Source organism: Ruegeria sp. BH6, assembly GCF_056538105.1.
The window spans coordinates 571,013-594,985 of record NZ_JBQFSR010000001.1; the positions used below are offsets into that span (position 1 = coordinate 571,013).

Here is a 23,973-nt window from a genome sequence, read left to right on the forward strand (position 1 = left end):
TCGCCGAATGAGCTCTGAAATCCGCCTTGCCTTTGCGCACCCGTCTGAACGGTCAGAAGCGACCGCGACGCGCGGCCCGCTGGATCGCATCTCGCTCAGGGATCATACCGTTGAAGTTGAGATCGGTGCCTTTCAGGCCGAACGTGGCACCACACAGCGTATCTGCTTCAACATTGTTGTAGAGGTTCGGCCGCTGACCGATCCGATTGACGATGATGTTGATCGCATTCTGTCATACGACCGAGTGACCGAGGCGATTGCCCATGAGCTGGCCGCTGAACGTCTGAACCTGCTTGAGACGTTGGCGGATCGCGTGGCAGAGCGCATTTTGCTTGAACCTCAGGCTGTAAGAGCTTTTGTTCGCATCGAAAAACTTGACCGTGGACCGGGCGCGCTGGGTGTCGAAATCGTGCGCGGAAAGGACACGCTCCATCACGATGTGGTCGAAGAAGAACGCCCCCATCCGCGGTTGGTATTCCTGTCGAACGAGGCCATTTCATCCGCCAACCTGACGGGATGGATTGATCAGTTGGAGAACCGTCAGCGCCCGCTGATCCTGTGTGTTGGCGCATCGGAACTGACGCTGCCACAGACTGGTCACGCGATGACCCAACGCCGGATTGATCTGCTGGCTATCGAGCAAAACGCCTGGGTTCTGGCCGCACGGGATCATCGCTGTGTGGTGGTGTCGACGCGGACGGAATTGGATTGGGCAATGAAGAATGGGCAGATTTGTGTCTGGGCCCCATCAAAGATTGTGCTGGATGCGGTTGATGGCCCTTCGGCGGCGCCTTCGGACGCTGTTGCCCTGGCGGCCTGGTTTGCGGCCACTTTTGAAGCCAGCGAAATGATGGTGATCGGCGGTGCCTTGCCGAACGCTCCAAAGACGCCTCTGCGCGCTATTCCAGTGGATCAGGCGCAACTGTGACTGCGTATTTTCGACCGCTGGTGCAGCACGGGGCTGCACGCCCGGACGGGGCGGTTTCTCTTGCCGGGCAGGAATTGTGGTTCACACATGCAGAACGGCTGTCCCGCACGGATGCGCCGACGATTGTCACGGCGCGGGATATTCCAGCCGATGCACTGAACCGTCTGACGCGCCCACGCGCAGAGATTGCTGGTGTGGCGATTGATCGCCCACAGATCATGGGAATTCTCAACGCCACGCCCGATAGCTTCTCGGACGGCGGGGTGCACAACTCGGTTGAAACGGCAGTGTCCGCTGCTGAGCGGATGGTGGAGCATGGTGCCAGTATTCTGGATATCGGCGGTGAATCGACCCGACCGGGGGCTACCTATGTGCCAGAGGATGAGGAAATCGCCCGGACGCAACCCCTGATCGAAGCCATTCGCGCCAAGACGAGCGCCCTGATTTCCATCGATACCCGCAAGGCCAGCGTGGCGCGGGCTGCGTGGACGACGGGTGCGGGGCTGATCAATGACGTATCGGGCTTTACCTTTGATCCGCAGCTCGCGCCGTTCTGCGCCGAGGTTAACGCGCCTGTCTGTGTGATGCATATGCAGGGCGATCCAACTGTGATGCAGGACGATCCGCAGTATGATGACGTGTCGCTGGACGTTTATGATTTCCTTGAAGGTCAGGTTGAAAAGCTGGAGCAGATTGGGCTGAGCCGCGATCAGATATTGGTCGATCCGGGTATCGGGTTCGGTAAAACCCAGACGCATAATTTGACATTGTTGAAAAATCTTAGCCTTTTCCATGGCTTGGGATGCCCGGTTCTGCTGGGCGTCTCGCGCAAGGGCTTTATCGGGCAAATCGGGCAAGAGCCGCGCAAGGATGCCCGCGCGCCGGGATCAATCGCTGTAGCACTGGCCGGATTGTCGCAAGGCATGCAGATCGTGCGTGTTCATGACGTGGCTCAAACCGCTCAGGCCTTGCGTCTGTGGGCCGCCGTCCGGTAATCCCGTCCTAGACGAGTAACTACGGAGTTAGACAATGCGCAAGCTGTTCGGAACCGATGGGGTGCGGGGCACCGCCAATACTCATCCGATTACGGCCGAAATGGCCCTGCGCATTGGGGCTGCCGTGGGGCGGTATTTCCGTCGCGATCGATCCGGTGCGCACCGGGTGGTGATCGGCAAGGATACGCGCTTGTCCGGGTATATGCTGGAAAACGCGCTGACTGCTGGGTTGACCTCGACAGGGATGAACGTGCTGCTGTTGGGTCCTGTACCGACACCGGCGGTAGGGTTGATGACCCGCTCGATGCGCGCGGATCTGGGGGTGATGATTTCGGCCAGTCACAACCCGGCTGAGGATAACGGTATCAAGTTCTTTGGCCCCGACGGGTACAAGCTGTCCGATCAGGCTGAGCTGGAGATTGAACGTCTGATCGAAGAGGGTGTCAAACCGGCGCAAGCACAGAACATTGGCCGTGCCCGGCGGGTGGATGATGCGCGGTTCCGATATGGTGAGCGGGTAAAATCCTCGCTGTCCCGCGATCTGCGTCTGGACGGGCTGAAAGTAGTGGTCGATTGCGCCAACGGCGCGGCCCACCGCACGGCGCCCGAGGTTTTGTGGGAGCTTGGGGCAGATGTCATTCCGGTCGGAATCGCGCCAAACGGTAAGAATATCAACCTGAATTGCGGCTCGACCAAACCTCAGCTGGCGGCCGAAACGGTTGTCGCGCACGGCGCGGATGTGGGTATCTGTCTGGACGGTGACGCCGACCGCGTGGTGATGGTTGACGAAAACGGGCAGGTGGCTGACGGAGATCAGCTAATGGCGTTGCTGGCGACCTGTTGGGCCAAGGCGGATCGTCTTGAAGGTGGCGCGCTGGTTGCGACGGTCATGTCGAATCTTGGGTTGGAACGGCACCTTGCCGCGCAAGGGCTGCGTCTGGAACGAACAGCCGTTGGTGACCGCTATGTCGTCGAAAGGATGCGCGAAGGCGGGTTCAACTTGGGCGGTGAGCAGTCAGGCCACATCGTCATGAGCGATTATGCCACCACCGGTGACGGCCTGATGGCCGGTCTGCATTTCCTGGCCGAGATGGTGCATTCAGGTCGCAAGGCGTCCGAGCTGTCGGTGCAATTCGAAACCGTCCCACAACTGCTTAAAAACGTGCGTTACGGCGAGGGGCAAACCCCACTGGAAACCAGCGCCGTGAAAGCGGCCATTGCGGATGCCGAGGCGCGCCTGAACGGGCAAGGCCGGCTGCTGATCCGCAAGTCGGGGACGGAACCCCTGATCCGCGTGATGGCAGAATGCGAGGATGATGCCCTGTTGACACAAGTCGTCGACGGTATCGTGGCCGAGGTCGAGGCGGTCGCCGGTTAACGCCCGATCAGCATCTTGCGCAGGCTAAACCATTGGCTGATGGCCAGCCCGGTCAGAATCATGGTCAGCGCGATGTAAAAGCGCAGGGGCAGGGCCTCGGACAAGATCCAGGCGCCGAAAACCATCGACCAGATTGGCACCTGATAATTGACCAGCGTCAGAAAGACGGACCCGGCGCTGCGAATGATCGATACGCGCAGCAAGGTGGCAAAGGCGGTCGGCACCAGCCCCAGCGCTACAATGGCTAGACCGGGGCGCGTTCCTTCCCAACGTGGAAGGCCTTCGGTCACCAGCATGATGGGTAACAAAAGAACGGCGCCCACCACCAAGGACAGCGCCGCCAGCACCACAGGATCAATCGGTGGGCAACGCCGTGTGAAGATAGACGCACAGGAGTAACACAAAGCCGCGCCGATGCAGGCCAGCTGCGCCAACGGCTCAGCCCCTTGTCCGATCTGCGCCAAACCCGGCCCGATCAACACCAAAGCACCGCAAAATCCCAGTGAGACTCCAAGGAACCTGCGGGCGTTCAGCGGCTCGTCTGAAAAGAAATGGGCCAATGGCAGAACCATCAGCGGAATTGCCGCCATCGACAGCCCGGCAAAGGCCGAGGCCACATATTGTTGCCCCCAACTGAGCAACATGAAGGGCAGGGCGGTAGACAGCAGACCGATAATGGCGATGAACCCCCACAAGTTCAGATCGCCCGTCGGCAGCTTGCGACCGGTCAACGCCATCATCCCAAGTAATGTCACGGCACCCAGCGTCGTGCGCGCCGTAGCGACTGTCACTGGCCCGTATCCCTCAAGCGCCATTGCGACGACCATGAACGTGCCGCCCCATATGAGGCCTAAAGCGATCACGCCGCTCCAATCGCGGGATGTGGGTTGATCAACCATGTTGCGCCTTGGGATCAAAAGCGGTTGTGACGAAAAAGGGCGGCCGATTGGCCGCCCCTTCGATTAGAACATTCAGGATCAGTTCTTTTCCTGATCTACCAGCTTGCCAGCAGAAATCCACGGCATCATGTCGCGCAGTTTCTTGCCGACCTGCTCGATCTGATGCTCGTCATTGTGGCGGCGTGCCGCTTTGATGGTCGGCTGACCAACCGCGTTTTCCAGCATGAAGTCACGCACAAACTTACCGGTTTGGATGTCCGACAGGGTCTCTTTCATCGCCTTCTTGGTCTGCTCATAGGGCAGAATGCGCGGGCCGGTGACGTACTGGCCGTATTCGGCAGTGTTCGAGATCGAGTAATCCATATTGGCGATGCCGCCTTCATAGATCAGGTCAACGATCAGCTTGGTCTCGTGCAGACATTCGAAATAGGCCATTTCAGGCGCATAGCCTGCCTCGACCAGAGTCTCAAAACCGCAGCGGATCAGCTCAACGATACCGCCGCACAGAACGGCCTGCTCGCCGAACAGGTCGGTTTCGCACTCTTCGCGGAAGTTGGTCTCAATGATGCCCGAACGGCCGCCACCGATGGCCGAGCAATAGGACAGGCCGATTTCCAGCGCCTTGCCGGTTGCGTCGCTATCCACGGCCACCAGGCAGGGTACGCCGCCGCCTTTGACGTATTCGCCACGCACGGTGTGGCCGGGGCCTTTGGGGGCCATCATGATGACGTCGACACCTTCTTTCGGCTCGATCAGGCCAAAGTGGACGTTCAGGCCGTGGGCAAAGGCAATGGCCGAGCCCGGCTTGATGTTGTCATGCACGTATTTCTTGTAGGTTTCGGCCTGCAGTTCGTCGGGCATGGTGAACATGATGACGTCACACCAGGCCGCCGCTTCGGCGATGCCCATGACGGTCAGGCCTTCGGCTTCTGCTTTCTTGGCGGATGCCGACCCTTCGCGCAGAGCGACAACCAGGTTCTTGGCGCCCGAGTCGCGCAGGTTCAGCGCATGAGCGTGACCTTGCGAGCCATAGCCCAGGATCGCTACTTTTTTGTCTTTGATCAGGTTGATGTCGCAATCGCGATCGTAATAGACGCGCATGTTTTAGGTCCTTTCATATGCGGTTGCTGCGGTTCTAATAGGGTCCAAAGCTATTGGCGAGCGCTTTACAATCGACTATTGAAGCGAAATGCGAAAATTTATGCGCGATACCTGACTTAACCGGAAAAATCATGCTGGATGATATGGACAGGCGCATTCTGCGTCACTTACAGGCCGAACCGACCCTGACCATGGCCGAATTGGCCGAGCGTTGCGGGATCAGTCCGGGAGTGTGCTGGCGCCGGGTTGAAAAGATGCAGGCCTCGGGTGTCATTCTAGGGCAAGAGGTTGTCATTGATTGGCCGGTGATGGGATATGCGGTCGAGGTTTCACTGCGCGTGACGCTGGACAAAACCCAGCCGCGCGCGTTTGACGAATTCACTGTTGCCGCGCGGGGAGTTTCGGAAGTTATTGAAATTCAGACGTTTTTGGGGCGTGTGGACGTGAGGCTGTCGGTGATTGCACGCGACATGACGCACTATCAGCAAATCTATCGCGATCGTATTCTAACCCTGCCGCACATAGCCGATATCGAAGCGCTGATGCATATCGCGCGGGTCAAGCGGAACGAGGTGTTGCCGGTATGATTGAACTGGACGAAACCGACCGGACCATCCTGCGTGCGCTGGTACGGGATGCCACGCAAAGTGCCGGGGCGTTGGGACGCAAGCTGGGGTTGTCCCAACCAGCAACCTGGCGGCGCATCCGCCGGCTGGAATCAGCAGGGGTCATCAAGGGCCGTCGCCTGCGTCTGAATGCGGAGGCGTTGGGGTTCGGCGTGACCGTGTTTCTGGGCGTCAAACTGGCGCGCAAGGGACAAGTCAGCCTTGAAGACTTTGAGCGCGCCGTCAGCGCCATCCCCGAGGTGCAGATGGTCGAACATGTGTTGGGTCTTTACGACTATCGCCTGAGGGTAGTTGCACGTGATCTGTCCGATTTCGAACGGGTGCTGCGACGGCGGATCATGACCTTACCCGGCGCGGGTGAGGTCGAGGCAAACGTATTGCTGAGCGAAGAGCGCTTGCCCGGCCCAATCGGCTAAGCAAGGTTAGTATTTGGTGCGGATGCAATAGCCGGGGTGATGTGTCATCCGGGCAAAGGTCATCGGAATACCATCTTTCCAAGTAGTGCGTTCCAATTGAATCATCGACGTTCCGGCAGTGGTGCCCATGAATTCTGCCAGCCTCCCGTCGGCGGAAATTGCGCAGAATGCAACCTCAGCCTCGGTAAAGGGGGCAACGTTCAGCAGCCACTCGTGGGGGCCCCGCGTGTTGAGATCCGCATGCTCAACGTCAGGTACTGTGTCGATGTTGATCCAGCGCTCCTCTAGCTGAAAGGGGCGGTTGTCCGCATAGTGCATGCAGATCACATGCAGCACCCGCGCTTCGGGCGAAACGCTGAGTTGCGAGGCCAGCCAACCGGGGCTGGATACGACATTCCGTTCAACAAGTGCATAGCGATAGATTGAGTTTTGATTCTCAACCGATTGACGGGCCAGAGAAAACTCCAGCTTGGCGTGTTTGCTGGGCTCCTTTTTTACCCGCGTGCCGCTTTTGCGTTTGCGTTCTACGAACCCTTGCTCGGCGAGCTCGCGCAGGGCGCGGTTTACCGTTGCACGCGCGCAATTGAATTCTTCAGCAAGCTGCGTTTCTGTCGGCAGCAGAGATCCTTGTGGCCAAATCCGGCTTTCTATTCGCCGCTTAACTTCGTCACGTACGACCTGAAAACTGATCCGCTTTTGAGCAGTCACGAGAAGCAATACCTTTCTTGTACAAAGTGTATGTATCTGTTCAGAAACACCTCTGGGTGTAAAGGGGTGGTGACACTATTTGGCGTCAACGAGTTGTTCAATTAGAGCTTTTCGTGGTTAATTTTTTGTTAGGATTTTGACTTCCGTTGCGTCAATTATCAGCACGAGACTGAGGCTGTACCATTCTCGAAAAAGGCCTCAAAATTCTGAAGGACAGTTTGAAAGGACACATCATGCCCGCGCTTTTGGAAAGTATCGACCCGAACGGGCTCGAAGAGTTTTCGGTTGTTTTTACGGATCGGTCGCTGAACCACATGTCAGCCCGGTTTCAAACTGTCATGCGCGATATTTCGTCCATCTTGTGTGATGTTTACAACGCTGATGGCGTTGCGGTGATCCCTGGTGGCGGTACTTATGGGATGGAAGCTGTGGCGCGCCAATTCGCGCGTAACGCCAAAGTTCTGGTCGTGCGCAACGGGTGGTTTTCTTATCGTTGGAGCCAGATAATCGAATCTGCGGATTTGACGGCATCGGCGACCGTACTCAAGGCGCGGCAAACCGGAAACTCCAGCCCATCCCCATTTGCGCCGGCACCGATTGAAGAGGTGGTGTCAACAATTCGCGAGCAACGTCCCGATGTCGTATTTGCACCGCATGTGGAAACATCCGCAGGCCTCATATTGCCGAATGATTACGTGACTGCCATGGCGGAGGCCGCGCATGAGGTTGGCGCATTGATGGTGCTGGATTGCATCGCTTCGGGCTGTGCCTGGATTGATATGAAGGCCACCGGCGTGGATGTCCTGATTTCGGCCCCTCAGAAAGGGTGGAGCGCCTCGCCTTGCGCCGGTCTGGTCATGCTGTCCGAACGGGCCGAAGCGCGACTGGAGGAGACAACGTCTGACAGTTTCGCTGTAGATCTGAAGAAATGGCGACAGATTATGCAGGCGTATGAAAACGGGGGACACGCGTATCACGCGACCATGCCAACCGACGCGCTTCAAGCGTTCCGGGACACCATGGTCGAGACCCGTGATTACGGTTTTGAAAAGTTGCGGGACGCTCAGTGGACCCTGGGCAACGGGGTGCGGGCGACGCTGAAAGACAAAGGGCTGATCTCGGTCGCGGCCGACGGGTTCGGCGCGCCGGGGGTTGTGGTCACTTACACGTCGGACCCCGAAGTTCAGAATGGCAAGAAATTCGCCGCTTTGGGTATGCAGATCGCGGCAGGTGTTCCGCTGCAATGTGATGAGCCCGAAGGGTTCAGCACGTTCCGGTTGGGTCTGTTCGGGTTGGACAAGCTTTATGACGTTGATGGCACAATCGCGCGGCTCAAGCGTGTACTGGATCAGGTTCTTTGATTGCGAAGCCTCAGCGTACGCCGAGGCCCATCTGCATCAATGTCTTTCGTACGGGCGGTAGGGAATAGAGCGCGCTCAACCCCATCGCCCGTGCATCCCGCAGTGGACGCGCCTCGATCATCGAGGCGCGGTTCAGCAGGTCGATACCTTTGACACGCATCTCGATTTCGGTGTGGCGGGCCTTGTGATAAGCGTCCAACATCTGAGCATCGCCCAGACCATCGGGTCGTGCTTGTGCCAGATCCAGCAAAGTACGCAGATCACCCAGTGACATGTTCAATCCCTGCGCGCCGATGGGGGGCACCACATGGGCAGCCTCGGCCATTAGGGCAACCCTTTCGCCCGCCAGCCGTTCTGCCGACTGGCTGATGATCGGCCAGATCGTCCGGCGCGAGGCCAGTTTCAGCGGCCCGAACAACCCGCAAGAGCGTTCGGTCATCAGCGTCTCGAACGCCTCGGGGTCGGTGTTTAGCAATTCAACCGCCCTTGGGCCGCGCTCCATCCACACAATCGCCGATGAGGGCTGCCCTTGCCAGTCGGGCAGGGGGACCAGAGTGAACGGCCCGCCGGAACGGTGAATCTCGGTCGAGACATTGTCGTGCGGAATCGGATGTGTGACCGCAAAGGCCAGCGCCTTTTGGCCATACCGCGTGGTGTGGACGTTGATTCCCGCGGCCTCGCGCATCGGGGAATTGCGCCCGTCTGCGGCGATCACCAGCTTGCAGCGTATACGGCTGCCATCGCTCAGCCCCACACGGGCTTCGGCGGTGCGCGTAAACAGGCTGACGGTACCGGTGCCGGGGCGGAAGTCGACATTGGGAAGTTCGGCCAGGCGGGTCACCATCTCGCGCCGCAGCAACCAGTTGGGCAGGTTCCAACCAAAGGGTTGGTCCGAAATATCGGCAGCGTTGAAATCGCGCACTACGCGGGGTTCGGGCACGTCGCCTCCTGCATCCACGATTCGCATGATCTGAAGGGGTGCCGCGTATTCGTCCAGCCGTTGCCACAGCCCGCATTGCGCCAACAACCCATGCGCAGGTTGCAAAAAGGCGGTGGTCCGCAGGTCGGATCCGTCCACATCTCGTTCGGTAATCGGTGGCGCGGGGTCGACGCAAACCACGTCGAACCCGGCAGTTCCAAAGACCGTCGCAGCGGTCAGTCCGGCGATTCCTCCGCCAGAAATCAGGATATCACAGCTGTCAGTCATGGCCTTGGTCTCCGAGTCTTGGGCAGAACCTAGTTCGGTTCCAAGGCCGGTGCCAAGTGACATCCTGTCCCGTGTGTCAGCCGCGCGAGATCAGGATGAGCAGGATGAACATCATCGGCACCATCATGACGGCCGGGATGTATAGCCCTGGCAGACCGAAGAGCAGCGCCGAACATCCCCACATGCTGAAAATGGCCGCTGCCGTGTAATACCAATCCTCGGCCGTTCCGTTGGCGGCATCGCGGGCCAGCCAGCCGAAAACGGGGATTGCAAACAACAGGCGCTGCCAAAAAGGCAGACGCCGAGGCATCTCGATCGCGCTCATGGGGTCTCCGATTCTGTTCGTCGCTGAGGCGCATATAGGATCGATTTTGCACCTGCAGAATGTGCAGATCGTCGCAGTGTGACAGCCTATCGCAGGCGGGCCAGAAAGGCGGTCAAATCGTTTGTGTGATGGTGGATATGGTCCGCCTCGTGCGGCTCGGGCGCGACGTGGACGGTGCGCATTCCCATTGCATGCGGGGCGGCCAAATTGCGCGGGTCATCCTCGAACATGGCGGCCTGCGCAGCATCGATTCCGTCTTGCGCAAAGATCGCCTCAAACGCTGCCTGTTCGGGCTTGGGGCGATAACCGGCGTGTTCGACCCCGTAGATTGCATCGAACAGACCGTTGAGGCCGCGCGCCTCAAGTACACGTTCCGCATAGGGCGCGCTGCCGTTGGTATACACAATCCGACGACCGGGCAGGGATTGGATGTGATCGGCCAGTTCGGCATCGGGGTCCATGTGGCTCATGTCGACCTGATGGACGGCGTGCAGATAGGGATCGGGGTCCAGATCATGCTCGGCCATCAGCCCAGCCAGCGTAGTTCCGTATTGCCGCCAGTAATGTGAGCGCAGCCGATCCGCTTCGGCCCGGTCAACGCCGATAGCCTGCACCACGTAATCCGTCATCAACACCTCGATCTGATCGAACAGGCGCATATGCGGCGGGTAGAGCGTGTTGTCGAGGTCGAACACCCATTGGGTGACGTGAGCAAAAGCTGGTTTGACCATGGGGTTTGTTTAGGCCGCAAAGGCACGGTTTTCAATGCTGCTCTTGATCCAAAGGGCAAGTGACGGATAGACATATCCGAACGAGGAGACAAACCACCATATGCCCCAGTCCAGACAGCCGTCCAAAGACGCCTATAGCCTAATTCTCGAAGCGATCGACGTAGGCGTTTACAAGCCTGGCGACCGTCTGGTCGAAAGCGAGCTTGCCGAACGGTTCGGTGTATCGCGCACACCTATTCGCGAAGCACTGCAGCGACTTGAAACGCAATCCCTCTTGGAGCGGGACGGGCGGTCACTGATCGTGGCCTCGCTGAACCACAACCAGATGGCCGAGTTGTACGTCGTACGACGCGAGTTGGAAGGGTTAGCGGCCAAGCTGGCCGCAAAGCACGCCACCGAAGAAGAAATCAAAGTGCTGCAGGAAATGGTGACCGAGGATGACGCGCTGGTCGACGACCCTCAGGCTTTGTCTCGGGCGAACCGCCGGTTTCACGAGCAGATACATCTGGCTTCGCACAACCGCTATCTGGTGCAGCAGCTGGATCTTGTGCATCGCACCATGGCGCTGATGGCCACGACGTCGCTGGCGGTGCAAGGGCGCGGTGAGATTGCGCAGAGCGAACATAAGGGAATTGTCGAAGCCATCGCTGCGCGCGACGAAGAGGCCGCGGCACGCGCGCTCAAGGATCACATTTCTGTGGCGTTCATGACGCGGCTGAAACAGGACGCGGTTCTGCGTGAGAACTGATCACGCGGGCGGCAGGCTTTCTTCACTGGCCTGCCCGTGTTGCGTTTTGTCCCAGAAGAACGGGTTCAGCACCAATTCCCATAAGGCTTTATAGGCCGCCAGAACACCCAATGGGAAATACAGCGGCATGGTCGGCACCCATGGCAATAGAAACCGCCTTTCACGTGCTGAAACGGCGATGGCGCCAACTGCGATATTGATGATCTCGGCGCTTAGAAAAAGGCCGATCAGTGCCGCCAGAGCGTTGTCAGAGAGAATGAGGTCTAGTGGGCTGGCCAAGCCAAAGCTTTTCAGCCAGAACAGCCACAGAACCGGTGCCAGCAGGAATTGCCCGACAGTTCCCAGGAAAAAGGCCTGCACGCCTAAAAACCGAAATAGCCCCAGATCTTGAAGCAGCCGCGTGGGGGCCCGCATGTGAACCAGGTAGGTCACCATGAACCCTTTTAGCCACCGTGATCTTTGTCGTACCCAAGGCCAGGCGCGGAAATTGGCCTCTTCATAGGTGGCGGTGTCCACCATTTCGGTGCGATAGCCCGCGCGCGAAAGGCGCACACCAAGATCGGCGTCCTCGGTGACGTTGTGGGCGTCCCAGCCGCCCAACTCCAACAGCTTGTCGCGGCGGAAAAAGAACGTGGTTCCGCCCAAGGGCACAACAAGCCCAAGCCGCGCGACGCCTTGAAGGACGACCCGAAACCAGCTGTTGTATTCAATGGTAAAACAGCGGGACCGCCAATTGGTTCGAGGGTTGTAGTAGTCCAATACGCCCTGCAAGCAGACAACATCTTCGTCCGCCTGCGCGAAATGGCGGACGACACGTTCGATCTGATCAGGCTGCGGCGCGTCCTCGGCATCCCAGACACCCAGAATATCGCCGCGGCAGAAATCCAGCGCATAGTTCATGGCGCGGGGTTTGGTGGTCAGACCGTTCAGCTCGGGCACTTCGACGGTTCTGATCCAACTGGGCAGAGCAACCTGAGCAAGAGTGGCGCGTGTTACCTCGTCGGTTTCCTCAAGCACCAGAATAATGTCCAGTAGCGCCTTGGGGTAAGTAAGCCGTTGCAACCGATGAATGAGCGCGTCGGCGATTTCACGTTCCTTATAAAGCGGCACCATGATCGACACACAAGGCAACGCTTGTGGCGGAGCTGCTGGGTTTGCCCTGGGCCGGTGTTTTGCCGAATGCCAGACAAAGGCCAGCAGCCCGGCAAGGCGCAGGCACAAAAACAAGACAAGGCTGATCACGGCGGCGGCGACCAGAACGGTCAGCCCTGTCGTGGGGAAAGCAGCAAACAGCCCCGTAAGCCCTGTTAGGGCAAGGGCGGGTCCTATACGAGATTTCGGGGTCCATGATCTGCAGCTTTGATCCAGCTCCACGCGCGTCTCGGCCGATTGGGCAAGCGGAGAGGCGTAAATGCGCGCGATGGTGTTGTCGATCTGATCGGCACCGGCGAGTACCGGCATGACGGTGTAACCGGCATCCTCAAACCCGCTGCGCACGGCGGGGAACAGATCGGGTCGCGCAGTTGCCACAAGCAGGATTGGACCCAGGCGGCGCCAGGGAATGACGTTATGTTTCAGCCAGAATTCAACTGGTTTAAATTGACACAGTTCCAGGGGCGGGGGCGAACTGTTGATATCGGCAATCTGTAGACCGGTTTGTTCGGACAGCGCGCAGAGAATATCCTTACGGGTGACCCAATCTTCGGCCACCAGAATTTCGCCCAGCAGTGCCTGTTGCCAGGATTGCAGAAACAACGCCTCGTCCAGTTGTGACCGGGTGATCAGACCTCGATCAATCAGACACGCCCCCAATGGCTTACGGTCTTGCGCAGGGATCGGTGCGGCACGCGCGAAATGCTGCAGGTTTAATTCGACCATAATGAAACAACCCTGACGCGGTTACCAGACGTCAGGGTTGCGCAATTTAGGTTAACACCAGGTTAACTATGATCGAACTGGCTATTATGCCTGTGCTTTCTGGGCTGCCATTGCCTCAGCAAAGCGTTCAAACAGATAATAACTGTCCTGTGGGCCGGGCGAGGCCTCGGGGTGGTGCTGTACCGAATAAACCGGACGGTCGGTCATGCGGATACCGCAGTTTGACCCGTCAAACAGCGAGCGGTGCGTTTCCACAACGCCGTCGGGCAAGGATTGCGCATCCACCGCAAAGCCGTGGTTCATCGAGGTGATCTCGACCTTGCCAGTGTCCATATCCTTGACCGGGTGGTTGGCGCCGTGGTGGCCGTGGTTCATCTTGACGGTCTGACCGCCAAGCGCCAGCGCCAGCATTTGGTGGCCAAGGCAGATGCCAAAGACCGGCAGTTCGGTGGTGTCCAGAACCTCTTTGATCATCGGCACGGCGTATTCGCCCGTTGCGGCCGGGTCGCCGGGGCCGTTGGAGAGGAACAGTCCGTCAGGATTGTGGGCCAGTACCTCGGCCGCTGTCGCGGTGGCGGGCAATACGGTTACATCGCATCCAGCCGACGCCAGGCAACGCAAGATGTTGCGCTTGGCACCGTAATCGATGGCGACAACCTTGTGCACGGGGGCTTCCTGACGGGTGTATCCGTCGGGCCAGGCCCAACGCATCTCATCCCAGCGATAGCTTTGGGTGCAGGTGACCTCTTTGGCCAAATCCATGCCTTCAAGCCCAGCAAAACCCCGTGCAGCGGCAATCAGCGCAGCGATGTCGAAATTGCCCTCGGGGTCATGGGCCAGCGCCACATGCGGCGCGCCTTGCTGCCGGATGGCGCGCGTCAGGCGGCGGGTGTCCACACCGCCGATAGCGATGCGGCCACGGCTGGCCAGCCAGGTCTTCAACTCTTCGGTTGCGCGCCAGTTGGACGCATCGGTCGGGTCCCATTTGACCACCATCCCGGCAGCAACCGGATCGCCGGTTTCGTCATCCTCGGGGTTTACACCGACATTGCCGATATGGGGGAAAGTAAAGGTCACGATCTGACCGGCATAAGAGGGATCGGTCATGATCTCCTGATATCCGGTCATGGCAGTGTTAAAGCACAACTCGGCCACGGTTTGGCCGGTGGCACCGAAGCCCATCCCGTAGAACAATGTTCCGTCGGCCAAAGCCAGACATGCGGTGGGCTTGGACGGGGCGTTCTGGGCCATGGGGCGACTCTCCTGCTGGGTAAATCGGCGCATACCTAAGGGGGTTGTGGCGCTGGGTCAAGTCTGTTCAAAATTTGGGCTATTGTGGAAAATCAATTACTTAGCGATATTCACCCCCTGTTGTATCACGCTTTTTGTTTCGATATGGTCAGGGTTCCTTTTCCATGGGGATGGACAGAACATATGGATATGCGATCACGGGTGAACTCAGCCCTGAAGCAAGCAATGAAAGACAAGAATGCCGAGCGTCTGTCGACGCTGCGCTTGATCAATGCCGCAATCAAGGACCGCGATATTGCCTCGCGGGCTGCAGAAAACGAAGAGGCCAAGGGCTGCGGCGATACCGAGGTCCTTGAAATTCTTGGTAAAATGACCAAACAGCGCAAGGAAAGCGCGCGCGCCTATGAAGAAGGCGGACGGCTGGACTTGGCCGAGCGCGAGTTGCGTGAGGTTGAAGTCATCGAGGAGTTTCTGCCCAAGCAATTGGACGATGACGAGGTTTCCAAGGCCATTCAAACGGCAATCACTGCGACAGGTGCGGGTTCGATCCGCGACATGGGCAAAGTGATGGGAGAACTTAAGACCCGGTACACCGGCCAGATGGATTTTGGCAAAGTCGGGCCGATGGTCAAAGATCAACTTTGCGCGGCAACAGGCGGCGGTTGCTGATCCGTCTTTCAGTCTGAAACGGCTTTTACTGCGCGACCGGTTCGCGCAGTTTTTGTATCAGGTCGTCGTATAGCGCGATGCGTTCTTCCTCGGACAGAAATGACCCGATTTCAACTTCGCGCCCATCTCCGGTCAGTGTCACGTAATTCGGGACAGGCCCACCGCGTCTATGCATTTCGGGGCGGGCCCAATAGCGGTTGCAGGTCCATTCTTGCTGACCGCTGCGCGGGTCATGGTGGACGAGGTGCGCCCGCGTGCCAGTCAGTGTCAGAATCTCGAACACGCTGCGCGCGCGATAGTTGGTCTGGATCGCCAGCCACAGTCCCAGAACGGTTATCAGCAGGAAAGGCAAAAGCCCCCAAAGGATGATCGACCCAAGCACTGCCAACAGGGGGATCAGTCCAAACAGAAACACGGACAGAATCACGATCATCGCCCCGCGTGGAGGCAGTGAATTATGCGGCCAGAGGCGCAATTCCTGTTCAGTTTCAGACGTTTTTGTCCATCGGTAGGGCATGACTGTTATGTAGCGCAATGCTGTGGCGTTTCGAAGGGAAATGATTACGCAACGTGGCCAACACGCACCCAGGACAGCGCGTCGTCCAGTCGGTCATCTCCCCAGAAAACTTCGCCGCGGACGACAAGGCTGGGGGCGCCGAAAACACCCAGCTTGGCGGCCCGTTCGGTTTCCGCTTCAAGTGCGGCCACGGTATCAGGGCTGCGAGCGCGGGACAGTACCAGGCGCGGGTCCTGCTGGCATCTGTGCAGCGCTTCTGAGATCGCGGTTTCGCTGCCGGCTTCGATGTTTTCTTCGAACCAGATGCGATACAGGGCCAGCGTGAAATTCTTGCCCCAGCCGTCGCCCATGCCCAGCAAGGCAACCTGATTGGCAAGCGCCAGGTCCGAGATCGGGTAGGGTACGGGCAGCTTGGCGTGGATGTGATATTTTGCGGCCCGACGTTCGATATCGCGCCACATATATGCAGACTTCACCGGTTTACCTGCAAAGGGAATATTCTTCTGATCCGCCATGACCGTGCGTACGTTGAAGGGCCGCCAAGTTACGGCAACGTCATGTTCGTCGCACCAATCATCCAGCCGCATGATCGTCAGGAAGCTGTAGGTGCTGCCAATGGAATACCAAAAATCAATTTCGGGCATGTAATCACTCCGATCTCAGAGTTCCTTCGCCTATCATACCCTAAAATGGTCGGAGTTTCGAATTTTGCCTGAAACACGCGGTTCACCATCGTGGTGGCACGTTGTTCAAAACAGGGCTTTTTCGACAGGTTGCGCGGGTTGGGGCGCAACACCGCAGCCGGTCATCTGACGCATATCGATCTCGATTGTTCGGCACAGCGCCGAGATTGGCACGTCGGTGACATCCCCTTCGAACGGATCCTCCATCGAGGCACTGACGCGCTCGGTCACAAAGAAGATCCAGCAAACCAGCGCGCCGACAGGGGCAAAGGTCATCCAGTCGAACAGCACTGTTCTAATCATCGAGGCATCGGTGCCCACCATGATGGAACGTTCGTCGTTGAAGGCCAGAGGCAACAGGAAAATGAATATCCAGCTGAACAGGCGGCCGACCTCGGCAACCTGACGCGGGAATGGAGTGTTTTTGATCCGCTCGCACTGGCCTTGCGCCGTCGTAAACCGGGATAAGCGATCCATCAGCGCCACGTGCCAGAAGGGGTCGATCTTTCCCTGTTGCGCCATATCTGACAAACGACGGGCCTGCAGGTTGATAAGACAGGCCGCGCGGTTGGTCTTGTCCTCTAACAGCGGCAAATCCGCCTCAAGTTGACTGTTCCGCCAGCTTTCGGGTTTTTGATGCAGGTCTTCGAGGCCTGATACGGGTTTGTGGCCGAACATCCATGGCCTGCGTTTGCGACCGGTAATTGCAGGTTGGCGCAGCTGATAGGCCAGCATGTTTATCCAGGCGATGTGCCGCTCGATCAGTTCATCGCGCAGGTCTTCTTCAATCACTGAGCCATTTGGTTGAACCAGGGTACTGATCGTATTGCCCCAGTCCCGGCTTGTATTGGCGATATCACCCCAAACCCCGCGGGCTTCTGTCCAGCGGCCATAGGTGGAAGTGTTCTTGAAGCCCAGAAAAAACGCCACTGCCAAACCCAACATCGCTACTGGTGGGCTGGGATTCGAAATCAGGTCAATCGGCGTCAGTTCATCGACCACCTGAACCAGTAAAATCCAGGCCAGAACGATACCGATAAAACCGACCGAACCTTTGAGCAGTTTTCTGATCGAAATGCCATCATGAAGTATCATGGTATGCGTGTCTTCCGCCGGGGCGCCCTGAATTCCTGTTTTTGAATACTATTCCCATGGTGCTGGATGTGTCTATGCACGTGCCGGACAGGGTGCAGAGACCGGACACAAAAAAAGCCCCGCTCAAGGCGGGGCTTTAATGGGTTTATCGGACTGCGGGATCAGTGCGCGTGGCCTTTGTCCCAGTCTTCCTGCTTTGGCAGCTGCTCGAACGTATGCTCAGGCGGCGGCGAGGGCAGGGTCCATTCCAGCGTGTCCGCGTATTCGTTCCAAGGGTTCGGACGAGTCTCTTTCGCGCCACGCAGCAGGGCATAGATCACGATGCCGAAGAACAGCAGGAACGAAGCGAAGGAAATGAACGCACCGATCGACGATACAAAGTTCCACTGGGCGAAAGCCTCAGGATAGTCGATGTAGCGGCGGGGCATGCCCTGACGGCCCAAGAAGTGCTGTGGGAAGAAGGTCAGGTTGGCGCCGATGAAGAACAGCCAGAAGTGAACCTTGCCCCAGAACTCTGAGTACTGACGACCAGTCATCTTTGAGAAGTAGAAGTAGACACCGGCAAAGATTGCAAAAACAGCACCCAGCGACATCACATAGTGGAAGTGCGCAACGACATAGTAGGTGTCGTGATAGGCGCGGTCGATACCTGCCTGCGACAGTACAACGCCGGTCACACCACCAACGGTGAACAGGAACAGGAAGCCGAAGGCAAACAGCATCGGCGTCTTGAACTCGATGGAACCGCCCCACATTGTGGCAATCCACGAGAAGACCTTGACGCCTGTCGGCACCGCGATGACCATTGTGGCCAACATGAAGTACGCCTGCTGACGCAGCGACATGCCAACGGTGTACATGTGGTGCGCCCATACGACGAAGCCCAGAACGCCAATTGCGATAATCGCCCAGACCATTGGCAGGTAACCGAAGATCGGCTTGCGTGCGAAGGTCGCAATCACGTGGCTGATGATGCCGAAGCCGGGCAGGATCACGATGTACACTTCCGGGTGGCCAAAGAACCACAGGATGTGCTGATACAGGATCGGGTCACCGCCACCTGCCGGGTCAAAGAAGGTGAAGCCAAAGTTGCGGTCCATCAGCAACATGGTGATCGCGCCGGCCAGAACCGGCAGCGACAGAAGAATCAGCCACGAAGTGACGAAGATCGACCAACTGAATAGCGGCACCTTAAACAGCGTCATGCCAGGGGCACGCATGTTCAGGAAGGTGGTGATCATGTTGATCGCGCCGAGGATCGAGGAGGCGCCCGATACGTGTACGGCGAAGATCGCAAGGTCCATGGACATGCCGCCCTCGGTCGTGGACAGCGGCGGATATAGAACCCATCCGACACCCGAACCAAGCTGGTCATTCCCACCGGGGCTCAGCAACGATGCCACGCCCAGCGAGGTACCGGCGACGTACAGCCAGAAGGACAGGTTGTTCATCCGCGGGAACGCCATATCCGGCGCGCCGATCTGCAACGGCATGAAATAGTTGCCAAATCCGCCGAAAAGAGCCGGGATGACAACGAAGAACATCATCAGAACACCATGGTAGGTGATCATCACGTTCCACAGGTGTCCGTTCGGGGTACACGGGTCGGCCATGAAGCCTTCCAGGCACATGAACTGCACACCGGGGTGCATCAGCTCGAGCCGCATGTAAACGGTCATCAGAACCGAGATCAGACCGGCAAGTGCCGAGACGATCAGGTACAGAATCCCGATGTCCTTGTGGTTGGTCGACATGAACCAGCGGGTAAAGAATCCGCGATTATCTTCATGCTCGTGACCATGAATGGCTGCGTCTGCCATTATAGGTGCCTCCTGTTGCAACTGCACCGCGCAGCCAGACCTCTCTGGCGCGCGGGATTCCTGCTGGTTTTAGAGGGCGAAGGGGGCACCTTCAATGGCCGAGTTTGATCTGGATCAAGAATAATTGTCGCGGGTGGGAGGAAATCCCGCGAATTCTTGGTCTCAGTCAGGCCCTATCTGGCGATGGCTGTCAAAATTTCAAGGGTCCGCTTCTGCCCATTCGTGCGGCGTGGCAGAGTTCCGCCTTGACCCCCGGTTGTGTGGGTCGCAGAACTATCCCCAATTCCCGAAACCGGAGACAAGATATGGCCGCTTACGATCCCGACAACATCTTTGCCAAGATCCTGCGCGGGGAAATTCCCGCGACCCGCGTGTACGAGGATGACGAAACGCTGGCCTTTATGGATATCATGCCGCGGTCCGACGGGCATCTGTTGGTGATCCCCAAAACACCCTGCCGGAACCTGCTGGACGCATCACCTGCGCAACTGGCTGCCGTGACGGCAACCGTGCAGAAGCTGGCGAACGCTGTGGTCAAGGCGTTTGACGCAGACGGGGTCACCGTTCAGCAATTTAACGAGGCCGCAGGCGGACAAGAGGTGTTTCACCTGCATTTCCACATCCTGCCGCGTCAGGAAGGTGTTGCCATGCGGCCTCCGGGCAAGATGGGTGACTTCGACCTGATCGCCCAGCATGCGGACAAGATCAAAGCAGCGCTGGTCTGATCACCCCTTGCCGTCGTGCGGCCCAAGGCACGCGCTGTGGTCGCCGAACGTGTGGAGCACGGCGCAAACATGGTCGTGCCCACCGTCACAAGCCGAGGCGATACGGGTCAGTTCCACCTCAAGCCTGACCAATTGGGCGATACGCTCGCGTACATCCGCCAATTGACGTTCGGCGATTTCATGTGCCCGGTTCAAATCATCGCCATGCGCGCCTTCCAAGGATAACAGTGCCTCAATATCGCTTAAAGGCAGGCCAAGGTCTCGCCCGTGGCGAATGAACTGCAACCGATTTAATACGGCAGTGTCATACCGGCGCTGATTCCCAGCCGATCTTTCCGGCTTTGGCAGCAACCCTTTGTCTTCGTAAAACCGGATTGTGGGCACTTTGACGCCGGTTCGCCGGGAAAGCTCTCCGATCGAGTACATTTTTCGGCTTTCCTCTCTTGAACCTCTAGTGACTAGAGGAATTACATGTGCTGTGCAGCCAAAACAAGGAACACCGGCACCATGGCGCATCATCACGGCCACGAGGGACATAACCATCACCATATCGACCCGGACGCAGGCGATATGCGCGTCGCAGGGGCGATAGGGGTGAACATGCTGCTGACCCTGGCGCAAGTCATCGGCGGCATCCTTTCAGGGTCTCTGGCACTGATTGCAGACGCATTGCACAATTTTTCGGACGCCATCGCGCTGATCATCGCTTTTTTCGCGCGTAAGATTGCCCGTCGCCCCGCCGATCCGCGTATGAGCTTTGGGTATGGTCGCGCCGAGGTGGTCGCGGCGCTGGTCAATTACACCACACTGATCGTGTTGTCGGTGTATCTGCTGTACGAAGGTGTCATGCGGTTTTTCCAGCCCGAGCCTGTCAACGGGTGGATGGTTGTTTGGATCGCAGCGCTAGCTCTGATCGTCGACCTTATCACCGCTGCGCTGACCTATTCGATGTCAAAGGACAGCATGAACATCCGTGCGGCCTTTATCCACAATGTCGCCGATGCTCTGGGGTCGGTTGCCGTCATCGTCGCAGGTGCGGCCGTCATACTGTTTGGCTGGACCTGGGTCGACCCTGCGGTGACGATCCTGATCTCGGTCTACATCCTGTGGCACGTGAAATCTGAGATCGGAGAAACGATCCGGGTGCTGATGCTGGGCGCGCCGCCCAATCTGTCGCCCGAGGATGTGGCCACCGCGATCGAAGCCACTGAAGGAGTGGCCGGTGTCCACCATATCCACCTTTGGAGCATGCAGGAGCAGGAACCAGCCCTGACCGCGCATCTTGAGATCGACGCCCAAAGCTGGACAGACGCGGAAACCATAAGACTGTTGGTGAAAAAAACCCTGAGGTCGCGGTTCGCAATCGGGCATGTCACATTGGAGTTAGAGCGCGCGGGCAAAACGCATGCAGCATTGCCCCGGTTTGGACATGACAATTTGCAAGGGTCCTGAAAAGGAATTGCCGTTCCGATTTTGGGGTCGGAACGGCAGACTCGTAAACAAACACTTTTTCCGACACCCAGGTCTTCCGGGATCACCGGTTTAACACACCACTCACTCTAGAACGGTAAAGTTAGACTACCCGTTAACGCGCAATTTGTATCGTTCTGAGTGAGCTTTCCGCCAAATAAACTCAAAATTAACGGGCTAAATGGCAGATTGCATACGGGTTCGGAAACAAAGGGAATTCTGAGGGGGAATTGTCAATTCGCCTTGCCGCGTTTGGCGATTCGAATTCAGGCTATGCGATGGCCGTTTCGAAACTATCCGCAAAGGTTTTTTGCAAGGCAGCGTCCACGTCGGCCATCGTTACAGGCAAGCCTAGATCGACCAGAGACGTCACACCATGCTCGCTGATTCCACAGGGGACGATGCCGGAAAAATGCTCAAGATCAGGTTCAACATTGATTGAGATACCGTGAAAGCTGACCCATTTGCGCAGGCGCAATCCAATGGCTGCGATCTTGTCTTCGGCTGGCTGGCCGGTCACCGTAAGCGGCTTGTCATCACGTTGCACCCACACGCCGACACGGCCGTCGCGAATTTCGCCTTTAACGTTGAACTCGGCCAAGGCTGCGATCACCCAAGTCTCAAGCTTTTTGACAAAGCCCCGCACGTCCTTACCGCGTTTGTTCAGGTCCAGCATGACATAAGCCACGCGCTGACCGGGGCCGTGATAAGTATACTCTCCACCACGCTTTGCTTCATAGACCGGAAAGCGATCTGGATCCGTCAGATCCTCGGACCGGGCCGAGGTGCCTGCCGTATAGAGCGGCGGGTGTTCCAGCAGCCAGACACACTCGTCCGCCTCGCCCGCAGCGATGGCCGCGACGCGCGCCTCCATAAAGGCGACGGCTTCAGTGTAATCAGTTAACCCGTCGGTGATCTTCCATTCCATGGCGGTTCCATATCGCGCAGGTGCGGCAAGGGGAAGGGGTCAGGCGGCCTCGGCCAGGCACCTTTGCAGAATCTGGGCATAGGTGTCTGTGCCCTGTGCCCCAGTCACCAGATATTTGCCGCCGAACACCATCGACGGGACACCGGAAATACCCCGGCTGGTCCAGAACTCTTGCTTCTTACGTACTGCGGCGACATGCGCACCGGATTCCAGCGCAGATCGCGCCGCATCAACGGGCAGACCGGCCTCGGCAACCGCTTCAAGCAACACATCAACCTTCGACACATCCTTCTGGTCGGTGAAATACGCCTTGAACAGGGCCAGTTTCAGCGGATGCTGGCGGCCCTGAGCTTCGGCCCAGTCCAACAGTTGGTGGGCCGCAAAGGTGTTCACCATTCGGCTGTCTTCATTGAAATTGAACGCAAACCCGAGCTCGGCCCCCAACTGCGTCAGCCGATCCCGATTCAGTTGACTCTGTTCAGCGGTCGAGCCGTATTTCTCCATGATATGCTCGCGTAGGTTCTGACCATCGGGCGGCATATTGGGGTTCAGTTCAAACGGATGCCATCTAAGGCGCGCCAGAACATTTTCCTGCTTCAGAGCCAGATCAAGCTGTTGAAATCCGACGATACACCAGGGGCAGACGACGTCTGAAATGATGTCGATCTGAAGGATGGGGCGGGGATCTGCGGCAGTCATGTTCAGACTCCTGAGCGGAAGATGAAGGATACGTTAACGATACAGATATGAATGCAGGCGGGGAATTCAAACTGGCGTGTTTTTGTCTCTTCACATCCTGATCATCTGCGTCTATACGCCCCACTACCAAGTCACTGGCAGTGCGGTCGTGGCGGAATTGGTAGACGCGCAGCGTTGAGGTCGCTGTGGGGTAACACCCGTGGAAGTTCGAGTCTTCTCGACCGCACCAAATAATTCATCTCGTTGTGTAATTTCAATTTATCATGTTGGCGTGAACGATCTTGGTCCACCTGAAGGCTTGTGATTTGGTCATCGGCGCAACGTAGTCGCTTTCGCTGTTTCTGCACGCGTGCGCTGATGCCTCCGATCGTCGAGTAGAGTGCCCGACAACCGAACAAGTACATAAATGGCTTCCACCAACTACTGTTTATCGATGATGAATCTCCACTGCTGGTTAAAAGGCTGTATGAGGGCGTCAACGTAATTAGCTGCCGCACATGTGAAGGCTGATCAGCGCGAGTATTGAGATAAACGTGCAATACGGGCTTAAGAACTGTGAAGACCATACAATCTGAGTTGGGCGTCAAAACTTGAGTGAATTAGTTCAAATAGAGTGCGCCGAATCGATGAAGAAGCTGAATATGTTGACAGTCCGGCGGTCATTGGCTTCTTTGTTTCCGGTTTACATCAATTAGAACAACTGAAACGAACAAAACACGAGAAATTACCGGTGCTTGGACAGCTCATCCCTTATGATGTTCTTTGAAATATCGCGGCCTGCAAGTAGTAGGCCTTTTTGCCGAAAGTTGTAAATC

General features: G+C 57.6%; 25 protein-coding genes and 1 tRNA gene. 11 read left to right on the top strand and 15 right to left on the bottom strand.

The genetic code is table 11. The features are described from left to right. Positions 1 to 7 precede the first annotated feature (7 nt). The 3 genes from ACR0B8_RS02885 to glmM are packed head-to-tail and all read left to right on the top strand — an operon-like array spanning position 8 to position 3,301. On the top strand, positions 8 to 928 hold the full coding sequence (locus ACR0B8_RS02885) for a dihydroneopterin aldolase (RefSeq protein WP_170357874.1): 921 nt from the start codon (positions 8 to 10) through the stop codon (positions 926 to 928). Further along, positions 925 to 1,923 carry a dihydropteroate synthase gene (gene folP / locus ACR0B8_RS02890; protein ID WP_170504971.1) on the top strand — a complete coding sequence of 333 codons (999 nt, stop codon included), beginning with the start codon at positions 925 to 927 and terminating at the stop codon, positions 1,921 to 1,923. The genes ACR0B8_RS02885 and folP overlap by 4 nt, the downstream gene beginning before the upstream one ends. A 34-nt stretch (positions 1,924 to 1,957) precedes the next feature. Continuing rightward, positions 1,958 to 3,301: a phosphoglucosamine mutase gene (gene glmM, locus ACR0B8_RS02895; protein WP_170348337.1), complete on the top strand. Its 1,344-nt coding sequence runs from the start codon at positions 1,958 to 1,960 to the stop codon at positions 3,299 to 3,301. Here glmM and ACR0B8_RS02900 read toward each other — a convergent pair. Further along, entirely contained in the window at positions 3,298 to 4,200 is a 903-nt protein-coding gene (locus tag ACR0B8_RS02900) for a DMT family transporter (RefSeq protein WP_226688594.1), read from the bottom strand. The genes glmM and ACR0B8_RS02900 overlap by 4 nt on opposite strands. Before the next feature lie 78 nt (positions 4,201 to 4,278). Then, positions 4,279 to 5,301 carry a ketol-acid reductoisomerase gene (gene ilvC / locus ACR0B8_RS02905; protein WP_170357880.1) on the bottom strand — a complete coding sequence of 341 codons (1,023 nt, stop codon included), beginning with the start codon at positions 5,299 to 5,301 and terminating at the stop codon, positions 4,279 to 4,281. A gap of 131 nt (positions 5,302 to 5,432) precedes the next feature. On the opposite strand from ilvC, the gene ACR0B8_RS02910 reads away from it, so the two are divergent. Next, positions 5,433 to 5,888 (top strand): Lrp/AsnC family transcriptional regulator, encoded by a 456-nt coding sequence (locus ACR0B8_RS02910; RefSeq protein ID WP_226688593.1) that lies wholly within the window; start codon positions 5,433 to 5,435, stop codon positions 5,886 to 5,888. Further along, complete coding sequence (locus tag ACR0B8_RS02915; RefSeq protein WP_226688592.1) at positions 5,885 to 6,343, top strand: Lrp/AsnC family transcriptional regulator; 459 nt, start codon at positions 5,885 to 5,887, stop codon at positions 6,341 to 6,343. The genes ACR0B8_RS02910 and ACR0B8_RS02915 overlap by 4 nt, the downstream gene beginning before the upstream one ends. Before the next feature lie 6 nt (positions 6,344 to 6,349). Here the strand turns inward: ACR0B8_RS02915 and ACR0B8_RS02920 are convergent, their stop codons facing one another. Beyond that, complete coding sequence (locus ACR0B8_RS02920) at positions 6,350 to 7,051, bottom strand: GntR family transcriptional regulator (RefSeq protein WP_226688591.1); 702 nt, start codon at positions 7,049 to 7,051, stop codon at positions 6,350 to 6,352. A gap of 233 nt (positions 7,052 to 7,284) precedes the next feature. Here ACR0B8_RS02920 and ACR0B8_RS02925 point away from each other — a divergent pair, with 233 nt between their 5' ends. Beyond that, positions 7,285 to 8,412 (top strand): aminotransferase class V-fold PLP-dependent enzyme, encoded by a 1,128-nt coding sequence (locus ACR0B8_RS02925; protein ID WP_480657778.1) that lies wholly within the window; start codon positions 7,285 to 7,287, stop codon positions 8,410 to 8,412. Between the two features lie 10 nt (positions 8,413 to 8,422). Here ACR0B8_RS02925 and ACR0B8_RS02930 read toward each other — a convergent pair whose 3' ends face one another. The 3 genes from ACR0B8_RS02930 to ACR0B8_RS02940 all read right to left on the bottom strand — a co-directional run bounded on the left by ACR0B8_RS02930 (position 8,423) and on the right by ACR0B8_RS02940 (position 10,675). Further along, a complete protein-coding gene (locus ACR0B8_RS02930) occupies positions 8,423 to 9,619 on the bottom strand; it encodes a UbiH/UbiF family hydroxylase (RefSeq protein ID WP_226688589.1) in 1,197 nt (398 codons plus the stop codon). Between the two features lie 76 nt (positions 9,620 to 9,695). Next, the gene (locus ACR0B8_RS02935) at positions 9,696 to 9,944 is read right to left on the bottom strand and encodes a hypothetical protein (protein WP_170357892.1); all 249 of its coding nucleotides are present in this window, start codon (positions 9,942 to 9,944) and stop codon (positions 9,696 to 9,698) included. Positions 9,945 to 10,030: 86 nt separating this feature from the next. Then, positions 10,031 to 10,675: a pyrimidine 5'-nucleotidase gene (locus ACR0B8_RS02940; protein ID WP_170357894.1), complete on the bottom strand. Its 645-nt coding sequence runs from the start codon at positions 10,673 to 10,675 to the stop codon at positions 10,031 to 10,033. Positions 10,676 to 10,775: 100 nt separating this feature from the next. Here ACR0B8_RS02940 and ACR0B8_RS02945 point away from each other — a divergent pair, with 100 nt between their 5' ends. Then, positions 10,776 to 11,423: a GntR family transcriptional regulator gene (locus ACR0B8_RS02945; RefSeq protein WP_170348346.1), complete on the top strand. Its 648-nt coding sequence runs from the start codon at positions 10,776 to 10,778 to the stop codon at positions 11,421 to 11,423. Here the strand turns inward: ACR0B8_RS02945 and ACR0B8_RS02950 are convergent, their stop codons facing one another. Together ACR0B8_RS02950 and carA are read right to left on the bottom strand one after the other, a co-directional pair. Then, a complete protein-coding gene (locus ACR0B8_RS02950) occupies positions 11,424 to 13,301 on the bottom strand; it encodes a glycosyltransferase (RefSeq protein WP_170357896.1) in 1,878 nt (625 codons plus the stop codon). A gap of 84 nt (positions 13,302 to 13,385) precedes the next feature. After that, positions 13,386 to 14,552, bottom strand: a complete 1,167-nt coding sequence (gene carA / locus ACR0B8_RS02955; protein ID WP_170357898.1) for a glutamine-hydrolyzing carbamoyl-phosphate synthase small subunit — start codon at positions 14,550 to 14,552, stop codon at positions 13,386 to 13,388. A gap of 183 nt (positions 14,553 to 14,735) precedes the next feature. On the opposite strand from carA, the gene ACR0B8_RS02960 reads away from it, so the two are divergent. Beyond that, positions 14,736 to 15,221 (top strand): GatB/YqeY domain-containing protein, encoded by a 486-nt coding sequence (locus ACR0B8_RS02960; protein WP_170348349.1) that lies wholly within the window; start codon positions 14,736 to 14,738, stop codon positions 15,219 to 15,221. 25 nt (positions 15,222 to 15,246) lie between these two features. Here ACR0B8_RS02960 and ACR0B8_RS02965 read toward each other — a convergent pair whose 3' ends face one another. From ACR0B8_RS02965 to ctaD, 4 genes are all read right to left on the bottom strand, one after another. Continuing rightward, entirely contained in the window at positions 15,247 to 15,738 is a 492-nt protein-coding gene (locus tag ACR0B8_RS02965; RefSeq protein ID WP_170357900.1) for a DUF2244 domain-containing protein, read from the bottom strand. A 44-nt stretch (positions 15,739 to 15,782) separates the two neighbouring features. Then, the gene (locus tag ACR0B8_RS02970) at positions 15,783 to 16,382 is read right to left on the bottom strand and encodes a 2-hydroxychromene-2-carboxylate isomerase (protein ID WP_170348351.1); all 600 of its coding nucleotides are present in this window, start codon (positions 16,380 to 16,382) and stop codon (positions 15,783 to 15,785) included. Positions 16,383 to 16,487: 105 nt separating this feature from the next. Further along, positions 16,488 to 17,516, bottom strand: a complete 1,029-nt coding sequence (locus ACR0B8_RS02975; RefSeq protein WP_170357902.1) for a bestrophin family protein — start codon at positions 17,514 to 17,516, stop codon at positions 16,488 to 16,490. A gap of 161 nt (positions 17,517 to 17,677) precedes the next feature. Beyond that, positions 17,678 to 19,336 carry a cytochrome c oxidase subunit I gene (ctaD, locus tag ACR0B8_RS02980; protein ID WP_170348353.1) on the bottom strand — a complete coding sequence of 553 codons (1,659 nt, stop codon included), beginning with the start codon at positions 19,334 to 19,336 and terminating at the stop codon, positions 17,678 to 17,680. A 305-nt stretch (positions 19,337 to 19,641) separates the two neighbouring features. Between ctaD and ACR0B8_RS02985 the strand changes: the two genes are divergently transcribed. After that, positions 19,642 to 20,061, top strand: a complete 420-nt coding sequence (locus ACR0B8_RS02985; RefSeq protein WP_170357904.1) for an HIT family protein — start codon at positions 19,642 to 19,644, stop codon at positions 20,059 to 20,061. Here the strand turns inward: ACR0B8_RS02985 and ACR0B8_RS02990 are convergent, their stop codons facing one another. Next, the gene (locus ACR0B8_RS02990; RefSeq protein WP_170357906.1) at positions 20,062 to 20,487 is read right to left on the bottom strand and encodes a MerR family transcriptional regulator; all 426 of its coding nucleotides are present in this window, start codon (positions 20,485 to 20,487) and stop codon (positions 20,062 to 20,064) included. It lies immediately after the preceding gene. Positions 20,488 to 20,568: 81 nt separating this feature from the next. Between ACR0B8_RS02990 and ACR0B8_RS02995 the strand changes: the two genes are divergently transcribed. Next, positions 20,569 to 21,513 (top strand): cation diffusion facilitator family transporter, encoded by a 945-nt coding sequence (locus tag ACR0B8_RS02995; protein ID WP_170357908.1) that lies wholly within the window; start codon positions 20,569 to 20,571, stop codon positions 21,511 to 21,513. Between the two features lie 289 nt (positions 21,514 to 21,802). Here the strand turns inward: ACR0B8_RS02995 and lipB are convergent, their stop codons facing one another. Together lipB and ACR0B8_RS03005 are read right to left on the bottom strand one after the other, a co-directional pair. Next, positions 21,803 to 22,459, bottom strand: a complete 657-nt coding sequence (gene lipB / locus ACR0B8_RS03000) for a lipoyl(octanoyl) transferase LipB (RefSeq protein WP_170374827.1) — start codon at positions 22,457 to 22,459, stop codon at positions 21,803 to 21,805. A 39-nt stretch (positions 22,460 to 22,498) separates the two neighbouring features. Further along, entirely contained in the window at positions 22,499 to 23,158 is a 660-nt protein-coding gene (locus ACR0B8_RS03005; RefSeq protein ID WP_226688588.1) for a DsbA family oxidoreductase, read from the bottom strand. 142 nt (positions 23,159 to 23,300) lie between these two features. Between ACR0B8_RS03005 and ACR0B8_RS03010 the strand changes: the two genes are divergently transcribed. Then, positions 23,301 to 23,387 (top strand) — tRNA-Leu (locus ACR0B8_RS03010). Positions 23,388 to 23,973: the final 586 nt, after the last annotated feature.

Excerpts from the sequence above, each read along its gene's own strand:
- ACR0B8_RS02885 (WP_170357874.1), top strand. The coding sequence starts at position 8 with ATGAGCTCTGAAATCCGCCTTGCCTTTGCGCACCCGTCTGAACGGTCA.
- glmM (WP_170348337.1), top strand. The coding sequence starts at position 1,958 with ATGCGCAAGCTGTTCGGAACCGATGGGGTGCGGGGCACCGCCAATACT.
- ACR0B8_RS02900 (WP_226688594.1), bottom strand. The coding sequence starts at position 4,200 with ATGGTTGATCAACCCACATCCCGCGATTGGAGCGGCGTGATCGCTTTA.
- ilvC (WP_170357880.1), bottom strand. The coding sequence starts at position 5,301 with ATGCGCGTCTATTACGATCGCGATTGCGACATCAACCTGATCAAAGAC.
- ACR0B8_RS02910 (WP_226688593.1), top strand. The coding sequence starts at position 5,433 with ATGCTGGATGATATGGACAGGCGCATTCTGCGTCACTTACAGGCCGAA.
- ACR0B8_RS02915 (WP_226688592.1), top strand. The coding sequence starts at position 5,885 with ATGATTGAACTGGACGAAACCGACCGGACCATCCTGCGTGCGCTGGTA.
- ACR0B8_RS02925 (WP_480657778.1), top strand. The coding sequence starts at position 7,285 with ATGCCCGCGCTTTTGGAAAGTATCGACCCGAACGGGCTCGAAGAGTTT.
- ACR0B8_RS02930 (WP_226688589.1), bottom strand. The coding sequence starts at position 9,619 with ATGACTGACAGCTGTGATATCCTGATTTCTGGCGGAGGAATCGCCGGA.
- ACR0B8_RS02935 (WP_170357892.1), bottom strand. The coding sequence starts at position 9,944 with ATGAGCGCGATCGAGATGCCTCGGCGTCTGCCTTTTTGGCAGCGCCTG.
- ACR0B8_RS02940 (WP_170357894.1), bottom strand. The coding sequence starts at position 10,675 with ATGGTCAAACCAGCTTTTGCTCACGTCACCCAATGGGTGTTCGACCTC.
- ACR0B8_RS02945 (WP_170348346.1), top strand. The coding sequence starts at position 10,776 with ATGCCCCAGTCCAGACAGCCGTCCAAAGACGCCTATAGCCTAATTCTC.
- ACR0B8_RS02950 (WP_170357896.1), bottom strand. The coding sequence starts at position 13,301 with ATGGTCGAATTAAACCTGCAGCATTTCGCGCGTGCCGCACCGATCCCT.
- carA (WP_170357898.1), bottom strand. The coding sequence starts at position 14,552 with ATGGCCCAGAACGCCCCGTCCAAGCCCACCGCATGTCTGGCTTTGGCC.
- ACR0B8_RS02960 (WP_170348349.1), top strand. The coding sequence starts at position 14,736 with ATGGATATGCGATCACGGGTGAACTCAGCCCTGAAGCAAGCAATGAAA.
- ACR0B8_RS02965 (WP_170357900.1), bottom strand. The coding sequence starts at position 15,738 with ATGCCCTACCGATGGACAAAAACGTCTGAAACTGAACAGGAATTGCGC.
- ACR0B8_RS02970 (WP_170348351.1), bottom strand. The coding sequence starts at position 16,382 with ATGCCCGAAATTGATTTTTGGTATTCCATTGGCAGCACCTACAGCTTC.
- ACR0B8_RS02975 (WP_170357902.1), bottom strand. The coding sequence starts at position 17,516 with ATGATACTTCATGATGGCATTTCGATCAGAAAACTGCTCAAAGGTTCG.
- ctaD (WP_170348353.1), bottom strand. The coding sequence starts at position 19,336 with ATGGCAGACGCAGCCATTCATGGTCACGAGCATGAAGATAATCGCGGA.
- ACR0B8_RS02985 (WP_170357904.1), top strand. The coding sequence starts at position 19,642 with ATGGCCGCTTACGATCCCGACAACATCTTTGCCAAGATCCTGCGCGGG.
- ACR0B8_RS02990 (WP_170357906.1), bottom strand. The coding sequence starts at position 20,487 with ATGTACTCGATCGGAGAGCTTTCCCGGCGAACCGGCGTCAAAGTGCCC.
- ACR0B8_RS02995 (WP_170357908.1), top strand. The coding sequence starts at position 20,569 with ATGGCGCATCATCACGGCCACGAGGGACATAACCATCACCATATCGAC.
- lipB (WP_170374827.1), bottom strand. The coding sequence starts at position 22,459 with ATGGAATGGAAGATCACCGACGGGTTAACTGATTACACTGAAGCCGTC.
- ACR0B8_RS03005 (WP_226688588.1), bottom strand. The coding sequence starts at position 23,158 with ATGACTGCCGCAGATCCCCGCCCCATCCTTCAGATCGACATCATTTCA.